The 14,769-nt window shown below is 63.2% G+C and carries 11 protein-coding genes; all 11 read right to left on the bottom strand.

The window, feature by feature from the left end:
* Positions 1–68 precede the first annotated feature (68 nt).
* On the bottom strand, positions 69–2,555 hold the full coding sequence (locus DKK74_RS02980) for an HAD-IC family P-type ATPase (RefSeq protein WP_110412675.1): 2,487 nt from the start codon (positions 2,553–2,555) through the stop codon (positions 69–71).
* Between the two features lie 13 nt (positions 2,556–2,568).
* A complete protein-coding gene (locus tag DKK74_RS02975) occupies positions 2,569–3,183 on the bottom strand; it encodes a substrate-binding domain-containing protein (RefSeq protein WP_110412674.1) in 615 nt (204 codons plus the stop codon).
* A gap of 1 nt (position 3,184) precedes the next feature.
* Positions 3,185–4,471 (bottom strand): class I SAM-dependent RNA methyltransferase, encoded by a 1,287-nt coding sequence (locus DKK74_RS02970; protein ID WP_110412848.1) that lies wholly within the window; start codon positions 4,469–4,471, stop codon positions 3,185–3,187.
* A complete protein-coding gene (locus DKK74_RS02965; RefSeq protein WP_110412673.1) occupies positions 4,464–5,150 on the bottom strand; it encodes a DUF3159 domain-containing protein in 687 nt (228 codons plus the stop codon). Before DKK74_RS02965 ends, DKK74_RS02970 begins: the two co-directional genes overlap by 8 nt.
* Before the next feature lie 4 nt (positions 5,151–5,154).
* Entirely contained in the window at positions 5,155–6,003 is an 849-nt protein-coding gene (locus tag DKK74_RS02960; protein WP_110412672.1) for a DUF3710 domain-containing protein, read from the bottom strand.
* A gap of 37 nt (positions 6,004–6,040) precedes the next feature.
* Entirely contained in the window at positions 6,041–8,038 is a 1,998-nt protein-coding gene (locus DKK74_RS02955) for a dipeptide ABC transporter ATP-binding protein (protein ID WP_110412671.1), read from the bottom strand.
* Positions 8,039–8,049: 11 nt separating this feature from the next.
* Complete coding sequence (locus DKK74_RS02950) at positions 8,050–9,039, bottom strand: ABC transporter permease (protein WP_110412670.1); 990 nt, start codon at positions 9,037–9,039, stop codon at positions 8,050–8,052.
* A 31-nt stretch (positions 9,040–9,070) separates the two neighbouring features.
* Positions 9,071–9,997, bottom strand: coding sequence for an ABC transporter permease (locus DKK74_RS02945; protein WP_110412669.1), 927 nt, complete (start codon positions 9,995–9,997; stop codon positions 9,071–9,073).
* Between the two features lie 190 nt (positions 9,998–10,187).
* A complete protein-coding gene (locus DKK74_RS02940; RefSeq protein ID WP_110412668.1) occupies positions 10,188–11,834 on the bottom strand; it encodes a peptide ABC transporter substrate-binding protein in 1,647 nt (548 codons plus the stop codon).
* A 126-nt stretch (positions 11,835–11,960) separates the two neighbouring features.
* Positions 11,961–13,631 carry a peptide ABC transporter substrate-binding protein gene (locus tag DKK74_RS02935; protein WP_110412667.1) on the bottom strand — a complete coding sequence of 557 codons (1,671 nt, stop codon included), beginning with the start codon at positions 13,629–13,631 and terminating at the stop codon, positions 11,961–11,963.
* Positions 13,632–13,803: 172 nt separating this feature from the next.
* Complete coding sequence (locus DKK74_RS02930) at positions 13,804–14,736, bottom strand: tyrosine recombinase XerC (protein WP_110412666.1); 933 nt, start codon at positions 14,734–14,736, stop codon at positions 13,804–13,806.
* Between the last annotated feature and the right edge of the window lie 33 nt (positions 14,737–14,769).

Here is a 14,769-nt window from a genome sequence, read left to right as displayed (position 1 = left end):
CATGTGGACCGGCGGCGGGAGGATCCCAGGCCGTCAGTGACGCTTATCTGTGCTTGTGAGGTTCATTCTTAGCGCCTATGTGTTACCTGGCCTATGTAACGTGCGCATGCCGGATAGCCCAGGACGGCCAGGACCATGAGCAGGGCACCCGCCAGGGCGAAGGCCACGGTGGCGGCCAGGGCCGGACCAGTGGGCAGGCTGATGGCGAAGAACCGCGCCACAACGGGAATCAGGGCCCCGATCACCCCGGCTGCGCCGAAGAAGAGTACCAGTAGGCCCCTCCAGGAGCGCAGGGGCCGGGCCACCTGGGTCAGGACCAGCACGCCCATGCAGAAGAGGACGATGGCGCAGACCGAACGCCAACGCCCCAGGTCGCCGGGCCGGGCCAGGTCCAGTCCCAGCAGGCCGGGCAGGCTCCAGGCCGCCGCCAGCACAATCAAAGCCGTGGCGATGCCCGAGGGCAGGGCGAAGGTGACCACACGCTTCAGGAAGCCGGGCCGGTAGCGCCTGGTGTTGGGGGCCAGGGCCAGGAAGAAGGCCGGCGTGCCGATGGTCAGGGCGCCGATGTAGGTGATGTGCCGGGGCAGGTAGGGGAAGGGGATGCCGGTCAGGACCACGCCCAGGGAGATCAGGGCCGAGTAGACGGTCTTGACCAGGAAGAGGCCGGCCACACGCTCCATGTTGGCCATGACCTGCCGGCCCCGGGCCACCACGTCGGGCAGGTGGGAGAAGCGCGAATCCACCAGGACCAGCTGGGCCACGGCCTTGGTGGCGGCCGCCGCATTGCCCATGGCGATGCCCAGGTCAGCCTCCTTCAGGGCCAGGGAGTCGTTGACCCCGTCGCCGGTCATGGCCACCGTGTGGCCCTTCAGGTGCAGGGCCTGGACGATGGCCTTCTTCTGGTCGGGCAGGACCCGGCCCAGCACGTCCACGTCCTCCAGGACCTCGGCCAGGGCTGCGGTGTCCTCGGGCAGCTGGCGGGCATCCATGGCCCGGGGCGCCCGGTCGCCGGTCAGGCCCACCTTGTTGGCGATGGCCGCCACGGTGGCCGGGTTGTCGCCCGAGATGACCCGGCAGCGCACGCCCTGCTGGCGGAACCAGGCCAGGGTCTCGGCAGCGTCGTCGCGGATGTGCTCCGAGCAGGTGATCAGGGCCAGGGGCTTGAGGTTCCCGGGCAGGTCGGGGCTGCTGGTGAAGTAGTCAGGCTGGTCGGTGCTCGGGTACCCGTCGGGGGCGGCCAGCATCAGCACCCGGTAGCCGCGGTCGGCCATGTCGGCCACCTGCTGGGTCACCCGGGGCCAGCTGCCCGCCTGGGATGCCAGGAGCACCTCCGGGGCGCCGAAGTACCAGATTCTGCCTGGCTGGTCGGCCACGGCGCTCCACTTGCGGGCCGAGGAGAAGGGCAGGCGGCTGACTGCCCTGCCTGGGCGCAGGTCGTCCATCCCCTTGAGGATGGCCCGTCCGGTGGCGTTGGGGCTCTCCTCCGCGCAGACGTCCACCAGGGCCTGCCGCATCTGCTGGGCCGGCAGATCCTCGGCCAGTGGGTGCAGGTCGTCGTAGACGATGCCCCCGTCGGTGATGGTGCCGGTCTTGTCCAGATTCAGGGCATCCACCCGGGCCAGGGTCTCCACGGACTCCATCTGCTGGACCAGGGTCTGGTGGCGGGCCAGGCGGATGGCGGCCAGGGCGAAGTTCAGGGAGGTCAAGAGGACCAGACCCTCGGGGATCATGCCCACGACCCCGGCCACGGCGGACACCACGGCCTGCCGCCAGGCTCCGGTGGCCAGGGCCGTCTGGAAGCCGCCCACGGTCCGCATCTGGGTGAAGATGAGCAGCAGGCAGAGGGGAATGACCACTATGGTCATGACCTTGAGGATGGTGTTGATGCCCTCGTTCAGGTCGGAGTGTACCTTCTTGTAGACCTTGGCCTTGGCCGTCAGCGTGGCGGCGTAGGAGTCGGCGCCCACGGCGGTCACCTGGGCCAGGGCCATGCCCGAGACGGCCGTGGAGCCCGAGTAGACCTGGTCCCCCGGCTTGTGCTTGACTGTGCGCGACTCACCGGTCAGCATGGACTCGTCCAGCTCCAGGCCGTAGGTGTCGATGATCTGCGCGTCGGCGGGCACCTGGTCCCCGGAGCGGATCCAGAGCAGATCCCCCTTGACGATGGCATCGTGGGGCACGGTCAGGTTGCGCCCATCCCTGCGCACCGTATAGTCGGAGGCCACCAGGATGGACAGCCCGTCCAGGGTGTGCTTGGCCTTGAGCTCGGTGGCCACGCCGATGCCGGTGTTGATGATGATGATCAGGCCGAAGACCGCGTCCTTCCACTGCCCGGTCAGCAGGACCACCACCATGGCGGTCAGGATGATCCCGTTGAAGAGGGTGAAGACGTTGTCGCGGATGATCTGGCCCAGACTGCGGGAGGTTTGGTCCTGGGAGACGTTGACCAGGCCCTGGGCCTTCAGCCGCTCCACCTCCTGGGAGCTCAGCCCCGGCCGGTCGGTCACCGGAAAGCCTGTGCCCGCTGTCGCCTCTTGCTCACTGCCTGTGCCCATTCTCGGCCCCCTCTCACTCAGCGCTCAGGCGCACGGCCATGATCCTGGCATGCGGTCCGTCGTCCACAATGGTCTGCAGGGCGTCGGCCAGCAGGGGCGCGCGTGGATGCCCGGCAGGATCCACCGGGTGAACCGTAGCCGCATAGTAGAGCCTACCCGGGTCAGGGGTCCAAGCCTTGGCGCTTTGAGCGAACTCTACCACAGGGATGCCCGCCTTCCGGGCTGCCTTGAGGGCTGGGGTCCAGTCGCCGGCTCCGGGCCGACGGATCAGAATCAGACTGACCCCGCGGTTGATGGCATCCTGCACGCCATCCTGCTGATCGCCGGTGGACTGTGCTGAGGAGAAATAGCCCTTCATCCTCTCCGCCTTCAATGATGCCAGGATGCGGCTGTCCAGACCGGCATCCGGGTCCTTACCGCCCTTCTGCGGGCAGCCGATCAAAGCCACGAGCGTGTCGGAGCGATCCACGCCGTCGTGGGGCACGGTACCCTCATGCCAGGAGTCGCCCACGGCCCTGTCCTTGGGGGCACAGCCGGTGAGCATGGGCAGGCCTGCCAGCAGAGCAACCGCCAACAGGAGACCCGCCAGCCGCCTGACCGCTGCCAAGACTTGCCCGGCGCGGCTCATGTCAGCGTCGCCTTCCCGTCGTGCGGGTGAAGACCGCCACGGTCTCCACGTGGTGGGTCATCGGGTAGATGTCAAAGGCCTCGAGGTGCTTGGGGCTGTAGCCCAGGGAGATCAGGGTGGCCGTATCCCTGGCCAGGCTGGTCGGGTCGCAGGCCACATAGATGATGGTCCACGCCCCGCTGGCGGCCAGCAGTCGGCAGACCTGAGCCTTGGCGCCGGCCCTGGGCGGATCCAGCAGGATCAGGTCGGGATGGCCCAGCCCCTTGGGAGCACCGCCAGCCAGGACCTTGGCCACATCCCCCCGACGCAGGGCCACCCGGTCCAGTCCAGCCCGCTTTACGTTGTTTTTCGCACTGGCAATGGCTCCGGCGGACCCTTCCACGGCCAGGAGCCGGGCCCGTCCGTCGGCCAGAGCGGCCAGGGGCAGGGTGAAGAGCCCTGACCCGCAGTAGAGGTCCCAGATGACCGGCTCGGCCACCCCGTCCAGGGCCTGCCTGGCCTGGTCCAGGACCGCCTTGGTCAGCATGACCGGTGCCTGACGGTGGACCTGCCAGAATCCGTCGGCCCGGACCTGGTACACAGGTCCTGCCCCAGCCACCAGCCGCTCTGTCAGCAGGCGGCTCCCCTTACTCAGGCGACCGTCCACCAGCAGGGCGTAGTTGTCACCGACCGGTCCCCCGTCGCGCGGCTGGGGCACGGCCAGGCGTATGCGGGCACCGGCGGGCAGGCCGCCCTCCCAGATGCCCAGTTCGTCGGCCTGATCCAGCAGCTCCTGGGTGGCCAGGGGCATGGTCTGAATCGGCAGGCGGTCATGCGATCCCCGCCGACGCATGGAGGGGCGGCCCCGATCGTCGGCCACCAACTCGATTCGTGTCCTCCAGTGCAGGCCGCTCAGCTCCTCATCGCCGGGAACACGAGCCACCGGCACCTGGACGTCCACCCCGCCCAGACGGGACATCTGCTGACCAATCAGATCAGCCTTCCAGGTCAGCTGACCGGGCAGGCTGACGTGAATCAGATCAGCGCCACCCAGGCCGCCTCCCCAGGCCAAGGGTCCCGCCAGGGGCCAGACGGGTTCGCGTCGGTCAGGGCTGGCCTCCAACACCTGAGTTACCTCGCCCGTGGCGAATCTGCCGGCCCGGCCGTGAGGCTCGTCCAGGAGGACCTCCACCAGCTCCCCGGGCAGGGCGAAGCGGATGAAGACCACCCGGCCGTCCTCCAGGTGGCTTACGCAACGGCCTTGGTCGGCATAGCGTTCGATGCGCAGACGAACCCTGGTCTCAGTCATGATCGGCATGAACCTCCTGGTCGGCCTGACGACGATGGTAGGGGCCGCCGATCAGCAGCCAGCTGACCCAAATGCCCAGAGCAAACAGGGGGAGGCCCAGGATCAGGCGTGCGGCGCCAAGAAACCCGACGGAACCAGTCAAATAGAGCGGCACCTGGACCAGCAGGCGCAGCGCAAAGACGGCAATCCAGACCAAGGTGGCCTGATTATAGGCCAGTACCAGCTCTGGTTCACTGCGCCAGGAGGCCAGCCATTGTCTCCACCCGGAGACGACGGGTCGGCGCAGATACTCCACCAGCAGGCCGATGCCAGGCATCCGTGCCAGCAGCGAGGCCCCAAGAACGATGATCCAGAATCCGTTGGTCAGGAATCCTGGCAGATAATAATTGCGGGCATCCCGGGTCAGCCATGCGGCCACCAGGCAGATGCCTACCGAAAGCAGACCGGCCAGCGCCCCCAGAAAGGACTGCCGCTGGACCAGACGAATCAAGAGCTGCACAACGGCCAGGACCGCCGAAATCGCCACAGTCAGCCCCAGACGGCCGGTAACTAGAAAGAAAACCAGAAATACCAGCCCCGGCAGCAGCGACTCGACAATCCCCCGCCAGCCGCCGATGGCCTCCATGACGGAGAAATCATCGTCAGCCAGCGCTGCCAGCCCGGAATGCTTCTGCTTCACAGCCTTAGCGGACCTCCGAGAACATAGGTCCGCGTGACAGTGTGGTCTTCACCTCGGTCTGCTGATCCGAGTTGAAGGGGCCCTCCGGCTTGTCGGGGATCTGCGCTGCCTCATCGTCCTTGGACTCCGTATCTTCGGCTTCTCCTCGGCGCTGATTGGGGGTGATGGGCGCATGCATGGGAACCAAGTCACGGGGGGCCAGGGGCTCATCGCCACGGACCACCACCAGGTCGGCCAGGTAGCCGTCGAGAACATCCTTCTCCTTGCCTCCCTTAGCTGCAGGGCCGGAGAAGATGCCTCGCAGCATCCAACGGGGTCCATCGATGCCCACCACCCGTGTCAGCAGGTTCTTGCCTTTGACCTTGACGGGCAGGGTCAGCTCCTTCCCAAAGACGCCGTCCACCTCCTCGCAGGAAGGGTTGGCCTTGAGCAGGTCGGCCCGGACCTCGTCCCACAGGCCCAGGGACTTGGGTGCCGCGAAGGGCTCCAGCTCCAGACTGGAGGACCCGTAGGTGATGGTGGCTCCCAGCACGTCTCCAGTCTGCGAGTTGGCCTTGAGCCTCAGCTCGCTGCCCTGTAGGAAGGGCAACATCAGGGCGCCGATATCAAGGTACTCATCGGTATCGGGGGCCTCGGGATCCATGCTGTCCCAGGGACCCTGGCCGCTCTGCTCGGCTTCGTCCTGTTCCGCAGCCGTCTCGTCACGGTCCTCCTCTGATGTCAGATCGGATTTCTCAGTGGATTCCTCAGCGCTCTCGAACTTGTCGGGCCCCTTGGACTGGTCCTCCTGATCCTCGATGTTCTCCTCGGCCTGCCTCTTGGCGCGTTTCCTGCCGAAACCGAACAATCCCATGATGCCTCATTTCCTTGTGAGTCTGTACAAAGGATACCTAGTCAAGACCCAGGCGCAGCTTGCCGCCGGGGATGGCGTCCAGCAGATCCTTGGTGTACTGGCGCTGCGGGTGGTCGAAGACCTCGTCGGTGGTGGCGTGCTCCACAAGCCGGCCGTGCTGCATGACCACCACCTCGTCGGCGATCTGCCTGACCACAGCCAGATCGTGGGTGATGAACAGGTAGCTCAGACCTTGCTCGGCCTGCAGGTCGTTGAGCAGCCGCAGCACCTGGTCCTGGACCAGCACGTCAAGGGCAGAGACGGCCTCGTCGCAGATGATCACATCCGGATTCAGTGCCATAGCCCGGGCGATGGCGATACGCTGACGCTGTCCGCCGGAGAGCTCGTTGGGGTAGCGCCCCATGACCGACTCGGGCATCTCCACCATGTCCAGCAGCTCCTTGACCCGCTTCTGCCTGGACTTGGCGTTGCCGATCTTGTGGATGCGCAGGGGCTCCTCGATGGAGCGGTAGATGGAGTACATGGGGTCCAGGGAGCCGTAGGGGTTCTGGAAGACCGGCTGCACGTGCCGACGGAACTCCATGAGCTGGTGGCTGCCGAAGTCGGCGATGTTCTGGCCCTCGTAGGTCACCCGACCTGAGGTGGGCTTGAGCAGGTGCAGAACCATGTTGGCCACGGTGGACTTGCCCGAGCCGGACTCCCCCACGATAGCCAGGGTGGTCCCCCGCTTGACCGAGAAGGAGACGTCGTCCACGGCCTTGAACATTTCCTTACGCCGCGGCAGCCTGAATTCACGGGTCAGGTGCTCCACGGTGATGACATGCTCACTGCGCTCCAGGGTGCTCTCGCCCTTGACGTGATGCTCCAGCAGGCCCTCGGCATCCTGACCACGCTGCTTGGCGGAGATGATGCGCTGGGAGGCCAGCGAGGGCGCGGCCTGGACCAACCGCTTTGTGTAGGGGTGCTGGGGGTGCTGCAGGACCTCCAGGCTGGGCCCTGACTCCACCACCTGGCCCCTGTACATGACCACGATGTGCTGGGCGCGCTCGGCTGCCAGACCCAGATCGTGGGTGATGAAGAGCACAGCGGTGCCCAAGGACTCAGTCAGGCTGCGCAGGTGGTCCAGAATCCGTTTTTGGACGGTCACATCCAGAGCGCTGGTGGGTTCGTCCGCAATCAGAAGGTCGGGCCGGGAGGCCAGGCCGATAGCGATCAGGGCACGCTGACGCATTCCGCCGGAAAACTCATGCGGATACTGCCGCGCCCTGGTGGCGGCCTCAGGCAGTCCAGCCTCCGACAGCAGGCCGGCGATGCGGTCATTCATGTCCGAGCCGGTCACATGCTCCTTGGCCAGCTCCCAGGCCTTGTCGTCATCCATACCGGCGTCGATCAGGGACTTGGCCACGCCCCAGCGGGTCTCGGAGCCCACATCCCACTCGGCCTTCATGGCCTCCATGGTCTTGTCCACGTCGACAACCCCGGCATCACTCAGGGCCTGGCGAGCAGCCTCGAGCAGACCGGGCAGGTCCTTGGAGGAGATGAAGAGCTCGTCGTCAGACTTCTTTACCTTCACCTCTTCGTCGCCAACCAGGGCCTTTGCCAACCGGGAGCGCTTCTCCCGTGAGACATCCATATGGTTGGCGGTCAGCGCTTCCTTGACCTGGGAGCCGATGCGCCAGACCGGGTTCAGATTGCTCATGGGGTCCTGCGGAACCAGGCCCACCTGGGAACCGCGCAGCGCCTCGTAGTCCTTGCGGTCCAGACCCACCAGCTCGCGGCCCTTAAGCCGGATGCTACCCCCGGTCACCTTGCCAGTACCGGGCAGAAGACCCAGCACAGCCATGGCCGAGGTGGACTTGCCCGAGCCGGACTCCCCCACGATGGCCACCCACTGGCCGGGATAGACGTTAAAGGAAGCGTCGCGAACTGCATGAACGGTGCGCCCATCGGCGGTGAAGTCCACCTGCAGGTCCCGTACGTCGAGCAGGGGCTGATTTTCCTGATTGGTAGTCATGTTCTTGTCTGCTTCAGTCATGCTTCCTCCACTCAGGCCGTTCTGCTCTTGGGATCCAATGCATCCTTGACCGCGTCACCCATCATGATGAAGGCCAGCACAGTGATGGCCAGGGCTGCGGAGGGATAGAAGAGGACCGAGGGATTGGTGGTCAGCAGGCTCTGGGCCGTTGAGATGTCCCCGCCCCAGGAGACCACGGTGGAGGGCAGGCCGATGCCCAGGAAGCTCAGGGTAGCCTCCGAGACGATGTAGCTGCCCAGCGACATGGTGGCCATGACGATGACCGGGGCCAGTGAGTTGGGCATGATGTGCCGGAAGAGGTTGCGCAAGGGCGTGGAGCCCAAGGCCGTGGAAGCGGTGTTGAACTCCAGGTTCTTGGCCTCCAGGACGGCACTGCGGGTGATGCGCGCCATGTTGACCCAGCCGAAGAGTGTCAGTGTCAGGATGATCTTCCACAGTGAGGTGGAGGTACGGAACATCTGCAGGAGCACGATGGCGCCCAGAATCATGGGGATGGCGAAGAAGATGTCGGTGATGCGGCTGAGCACTGCGTCAACCCAGCCCCCGAAGAATCCAGCAATTGCGCCGATGAGCCCGCCGAAGACGGTGACCAGAATGGTGGTCATGATGCCGATGGCCACCGAGGTTCGAGCCCCGTGGATGACGCGGCTGTAGACATCGCAGCCCTGCAGGTCGAAGCCAAAGGGATGTCCCGGCCGGCCCGGCTCCAGGGAATTGGAAAGATTGCAGGCCATGGGGTCCTGCTTGGCGAAGAGGTTGGGGAAGAGGGCCACCAGGATGACCACGATCGCCAGGATTGCAGAGATGATGAAGAGCGGGTTGCGCCTCAGGGTCTTCCAGGCGTCGGCCCACATACTGGTGGGCGGCACGTCCTCATCCACCGAGTCCACCTCGCGCAGGGGCGTCTCGTCAATGGGGGCCACGAACCGCTCCTGCCCCGGCAGGGGGCCGGGGAAGTAGACGCGGGCCTGGCTTTCGTTCTGTTCGCTTGACTCGTTCATTGCCGTTTCACTCATAGTCGGTCCCTCTCCCTCACGCATACCGGATCCGCGGATCGAGCACTGCGTAGAGCAGATCGACCAGGAGGCTGGTGATGACGAAGATCAGGACCAGAATGGTCACGATGGAGACCACCAGGGTGCCTTCGCCCCTCAGGATGGCCTGGTAGAGGGTGTTGCCCACGCCCTGGATATTGAAGATGCGCTCGGTGATCATGGCCCCGCCCATGAGTCCGCCGATGTCGGCGCCCAGGTAGGTGACCACGGGAATCAGAGAGTTGCGCAATACATGCCGGACGATGACAGATCGGTTGCTCATGCCTTTGGCCCGGGCCGTGCGCACGTAATCCTCGGAAATGTTTGAAGTGATCTCCGTCCTGGTTAGACGGATGATGGAGGCCATGGATACGGATCCCAGCACGATGGCTGGCATGAGCAAATCAATAAAGCCCGGATTGGCTCCGGCCGTGGCTGGCAGCAGATGCCATTTAACACCGAACAGGTACTGCAGAATGAAGCCGGTGACGAAGGTAGGCACCGAAATCAGCAGCAGGGAGAGGACCAGGATGATGTTGTCCGACCACTTGCCCTTGGTCAGGCCGCCGATGATGCCGAAGATCACGCCGAAGATGCCCTCGAAGACGAAGGCCATCAAAGCCAGCTTAATGGTCACTGGGAAGGCCCTGCCGATAACGCTGATCACAGGCTGACCGGCGAAGGTATTGCCAAAGTTCAGGGTCAGTGCGTTCTTCAGAAAAAGCACGTACTGCACGATGAAGGGCTTGTCGAGATTGTATTCCGAACGTATCTGTGCGGCAACGGCCTGATTGACCGGCTTGTCCCCGAACATGGCGGCCACAGGGTCACCAGGAAGCGCAAAGACTAGCGCGTATATCAGAAGCGTCGTGCCAAGAACGACGGGGATCATCTGCAGAATACGTCGCAGAAGATATTTACCCATCGGCTATTCTCCTTTGTCATCCGCGACCGGGATCGGCATGGGGATCGGGGCCGCCGCAAAAATTCTTGTTTGAGTCTACCAGCACACCTCAACAGGGGTGCAAAAACACCAAGGCCGACGCGGAGTAAATCCTCCCGCGCCGGCCCAGGCAGTATCAGTTTTGGGGTGTGTGATTCAAGCTCCCGTCACCTCACTTGCTGATGTTGTAGTAGGCGGGGGTTCCCTTCCAGGTGAAGGAAAATCCTTTGATGTTCTTCGCGGCCACGCCGTTGGAGTTCTGGTAGTAGAGCGGGACTGCTGGCAAATCGCGGAAGAGCACCTCCTCGGACTGCTGGTAGATCTTGTTGGCCTCGTCGATGCTCTTGGCGGAGGCTGCTTTGTTCAACAGGGCGTCAAACTCGGGGTTCCTGTAGGTGTTACCGTTGGATACCGAGCTGGAGAAGTTACTCGACAGATAGCTCTCAGGCGAGGGGTAGTCAGGCTGCCAGCCAGAGCGGAAGGCCGAGTCATTGAACTTGCCGTTCTGCACGTTGGAGCGGAACTCGCTGAAGGTGGGCAAAGGGTTGCCCGCAGCCTGGATGCCCAGGGCGTTCTTGATGGAGTTGGTGACGGCATCGTAGATCTCCTTGTGAGCACCATCGGCGTTGTAGGCGATTTTGAAGGTGTCGCCCTCGCCCCATGGGGAGATCTTGTTGGCCTCGGCCCAGAGCTCCTTGGCCTTGGACGGGTTGTACTTGAGCACGTCGGATCCCTTGATGCTGGTTGAATAGCCGGGGATGACGGGGGCCGTGAAGTCGTGGACCTCCTTGGCGGTTCCGGACAGCACCTTCTTGATGATGCTTGCTCGGTCGATAGACATGGAGACGGCCTGGCGACGTAGCTTGCCCTCCTGATCCTGGCCGAAGTGCTTCATGTAGGTCGGGATGGTGAACATCTGGATGACCGAACCCGGGTCGTTGACGGCCTGGACCGTGTTGTCGGTCTGGAAGGTTTTGCGAGCCGAGGCGGGCAGAGTGTCGAGTACATCCAGGTTGCCGGCCTGCACGTCGCGGTAAGCCGCGGTGGGATCGGTGTAGGACCGGAACTCAACACCGCCGTTCTTGACCTTGATACCGCCCTTGTAAGTGGAGTCCTTGACCAGCTTTATGGACTTGTTGTGCTCCCAGGACTGGAACTTGTAGGGCCCCACGGTCACTGGCTTCTCGCCAAAGGCCTTGGTGTCCTTATAGAAGGACTCAGGCAGCGGCGCAAAAGCGGTGTAGCCCACCTGAATGGGGAAGGTGGACGAGGGCGAACTGAGATCCACGGTGAAGGTCTTGTCATCGATGACCTTCAAGCCGGACAGCTGGGCCTCGCCAGGGGTGCCCTCCTTCTGCAGGTCGTCATAACCCTTGATGTTGGCGAAGAAGCTGGAGGCCAGCGGCTTGTTACCGATGTTGGCCGCCCAGGACCAGGCTTTGGTGAAGGACTGTGCGGTGACCGGGGTGCCATCCGAGAACTTCCAGCCGTCGTTGATGGTCACGGTGTACTGGGTGTTGTCCTCATTGGCCTTGATCTGCTTTGCGATCTCGTTGACTGGTTTGCCCTTGTCATCGAAGCGTACCAGCTTGGAGAACATGAGGTCGATGGGGTTGCCGCCCCCCACTTCGTTGGTCATGCCAGGGATGAGAGGATTGGTCGGTTCAGGGTTGAAGAACGAGATGACGGCATCCGAGCTGCCGCCGTTGGTACTATTGGCTGAGGAGTCAGATCCACCGGATCCGCCGCAGGCGCTCAGCGTGAGCGCCATGACGCACAGTCCGGCGCCGGCAATGGTCAGGGCCGATTGCTTCTTCATATGTGCTGCTCTTTCCTTTGGTTGGTTTCCCGAATCCGCCGCCAGTACACAAGACCCGGGCGCGAATCCGCTTTGCTGCGGGTCCGGCCGGGTCGACGACGGATTATGCTGTTTTCGGCACGATCATCACTTCTTCTTAGACAACTCCGCGAGGTTCGGATAGCTGTTCCAGCCCAGAGTCAATCCCTGCACATTCTTGGCGGAGGCACCCTTATTGTTGGCGTAGTAGAGCGGAACCGCTGGCATGTCCTGCAGAAGGATCTCCTCAGCCTGCTGGAAAAGCTTGTTGGCCTCGCTGGTGTCCTTGGCCTTTGCGGCCTGCTTCAGCAGGTCATCGAACTTGGGGTTCTTGTAGTCGCCATCGTTGGACCCGTTGCCGTCAGCCGCCGAGCTGGCAAAGTTGCTCAACAGGTAGCTCTCAGGAGAAGGATAGTCAGGTGACCAGGCCGACCGGAAAGCCGCATCCTTGTAGGCGCGCTTGTTAACGTTGCCACGGAACTCGCTGAAGGTGGGTACAGGAGTGGCCTCAGCCTTGATGCCCAGCGTGTTCTTGATGGAGTTGGCCATGCCGTCATAGAAATCCTTGGCACCCCCGTCAGCATTGTAGACCATTTGGAAGCTCTTGTCGGCAGGCCACTGGCTGATGGCATCGGCCTTGGCCCAGTACTCCTTGGCCTTCTTAGCGTTGTACTTCAAATTATCGGAGCCCTTGAGGTTCTTGGAATAACCGGGGATGGCCGGCGCGGTGAAATCAGTGGGCTGCACACCCAAGCCTCCCAGGACCTTGTCGATCAGCATCTTGCGATCCAAAGCCATGGAGATGGCCTGACGGCGCAGGTGACCCTCCTCGTCCTGGCCGAAGTGCTCCATGGTGGTAGGGATGGTAAACATCTGCAGGACGGAACCAGGCTTGTTGTAGCCCTGAACCAAGTTGTCAGTCATGAAGGTCTTCTGGGCTGAGGTGGGGACGGTATCGATCGCGTCCAGGTTGCCCGCCTGCACATCGGAGTAAGCCGAACCGACGTCAGTGTAGACCTTGTAGTCGATGCCGCCGTTCCGGACCTTGACATCGCCCTTGTAGGTGGTGTTCTTGCGAAGCTTGACCATGGCATTGTGCTGCCAAGATTCAAACTTGTATGGTCCCGAGCTGACCGGGTTCTCACCGTAGGCCTTGGTGTCCTTGTAGAAAGACTCGGGTAGCGGCGCAAAGGAGGTGTAGCCCACCTGGATGGGGAAGGTGGACGAGGGTGAACTGAGGTCCACGGTGAAGGTCTTGTCGTCCACGACTTTCAGGCCGGCCAGCTGTCCATCCGCGGGCGCGCCCTGCTTCTGCAGATCGTCATAGCCCTTGATGTTGGCGAAGAAGCTGGAACCCAACTGGCCGTTGTTCACATTGGCTGCCCAGGACCAGGCCTTAGTGAAGGACTGGGCCGTGATGGGAGTGCCGTCCGAGAACTTGCGCCCGTCGACCAGGGTGACCTTGTACTGGGACATGTCGTCGTTGCCCTTGATCTCTGAAGCCAGATCATTGTGGGCCTTGCCTTGGTCGTCGAAGCGGACCAGCTTGGCATTGATGGCGTCCACCACCTGCCCGCCGCAGCTCTCCACTGTGTTGCTGGGAATGAGTGGTTTGGCAGGCTCACACCCATGGACCGAAACGACGGTATTGTTGCCTGACTGGCTGCTGGACGATTGCTGAGCGCCCTTGGTGTCTGAACCACTACCGCAGCCGCTTGCCAAAAGCGCCAAGGCACAGATGGTCGCGGACACGAGCGTGAGCTGTGAACCCTTCTTCATTGCTGCTGCTCCCTAATATTCATATATTTACTAACTGTCAACTTCACGTCTGCAACCAGAGACACTAGGATGACCGAACCTCAAAGATCCCTGACAGACGTGTAAGCCACAATACGCCATATTCTGGTACGAAGATATTTCGTAAAGCAAGTCTCGTCTCACTTGCCGAATCTCAAGCCCGCGGAAAAGCTTGCCTGTACCGGTCCCGCAGCTGCTCGATGGAGACGTGGGTGTAGCGCTGGGTGGTTCGCAGGGAGGAGTGGCCCAGCATCTCCTGAACCTCGCGCAGGTCGGCTCCCCCATCCAGCATATGCGTGGCGGCCGAGTGCCGCAGGGCATGGGGGGCGATGTCGGGCACCCCAGCCTGACCAGCCGCCTGATGAACCACCTTGCGAACCTGCCGCTGGCCAACCCTGCCGCCTAGTTGACCCAGGAAGAGGGCCTGACCTGCCTTGCGGGCCGATTTAGCCGTTGCGCCCGCCAGGACCGGCCGCCCCTCCCCCAGCCAGCGATCCAGGGCGCGGTCGGCGGGCAGGCCATAGGGCAGAACCCGCTCCTTGGAACCCTTGCCCAGGACCTTCACAGTGCGGCTGTGCCGATGCACATCATCCAGGTCAAGTCCGCAAAGCTCGGCAACACGCATACCCGTGGCGTACAGCAGCTCCAGCATGGCCGCATCCCGCACCTGCAGGGCCGCTTGAACTTTCTCGTCCTCCCTGGACTCGACTGGATCCTGGTCAACCGTATCCATCAAGGTGCGGGCCTGATCATGCGTCAGGATTCGTGGAAGGTGCTCGGACTGCTTGGGACTGCTCAGGGCCAGAGTGGGGTCGGTCTTGATCCGGCCGTGCCTGCTCAACCAACCGAAGAAGGACCTTAGTGCGGCCGTCTTCCGGGCCATGGTCGAGCGGGCGTGAGTGGCTGCCTCACGGGCCAGCCAGGACCTGATGGTGGCCAGGTCGATCTGCGCAGGGTCATCGATGCCGCGCAAATGCATCAGGTGCAGAAAGCCCGCCAGGTCGGCCCGGTAGGAACGCACGGTGTTGGGACTCTTGCCTGCCACCCGGGAAAGATAGTCGGTAAAGTCCTGCAGATCCTGGTCCACTACGGGTGCTCCCTTCGCTTAGCTGTGCAGTAT

It is taken from the genome of Bifidobacterium asteroides, from assembly GCF_003202755.1.
GTDB classification, from domain to species: domain Bacteria; phylum Actinomycetota; class Actinomycetes; order Actinomycetales; family Bifidobacteriaceae; genus Bombiscardovia; species Bombiscardovia asteroides_F.
The sequence above is the reverse complement of the archived record's forward strand: the minus strand, read 5'-3'. Positions and strand labels throughout refer to the sequence as shown.

Bases quoted from the DNA above. Each gene is read 5' to 3' on its own strand.
- DKK74_RS02970 (WP_110412848.1), bottom strand. From the start codon at position 4,471: ATGACTGAGACCAGGGTTCGTCTGCGCATCGAACGCTATGCCGACCAA.
- DKK74_RS02960 (WP_110412672.1), bottom strand. From the start codon at position 6,003: ATGGGATTGTTCGGTTTCGGCAGGAAACGCGCCAAGAGGCAGGCCGAG.
- DKK74_RS02935 (WP_110412667.1), bottom strand. From the start codon at position 13,631: ATGAAGAAGGGTTCACAGCTCACGCTCGTGTCCGCGACCATCTGTGCC.
- DKK74_RS02955 (WP_110412671.1), bottom strand. From the start codon at position 8,038: ATGACTGAAGCAGACAAGAACATGACTACCAATCAGGAAAATCAGCCC.
- DKK74_RS02975 (WP_110412674.1), bottom strand. From the start codon at position 3,183: ATGAGCCGCGCCGGGCAAGTCTTGGCAGCGGTCAGGCGGCTGGCGGGT.
- DKK74_RS02945 (WP_110412669.1), bottom strand. From the start codon at position 9,997: ATGGGTAAATATCTTCTGCGACGTATTCTGCAGATGATCCCCGTCGTT.
- DKK74_RS02940 (WP_110412668.1), bottom strand. From the start codon at position 11,834: ATGAAGAAGCAATCGGCCCTGACCATTGCCGGCGCCGGACTGTGCGTC.
- DKK74_RS02950 (WP_110412670.1), bottom strand. From the start codon at position 9,039: ATGAACGAGTCAAGCGAACAGAACGAAAGCCAGGCCCGCGTCTACTTC.
- DKK74_RS02980 (WP_110412675.1), bottom strand. From the start codon at position 2,555: ATGGGCACAGGCAGTGAGCAAGAGGCGACAGCGGGCACAGGCTTTCCG.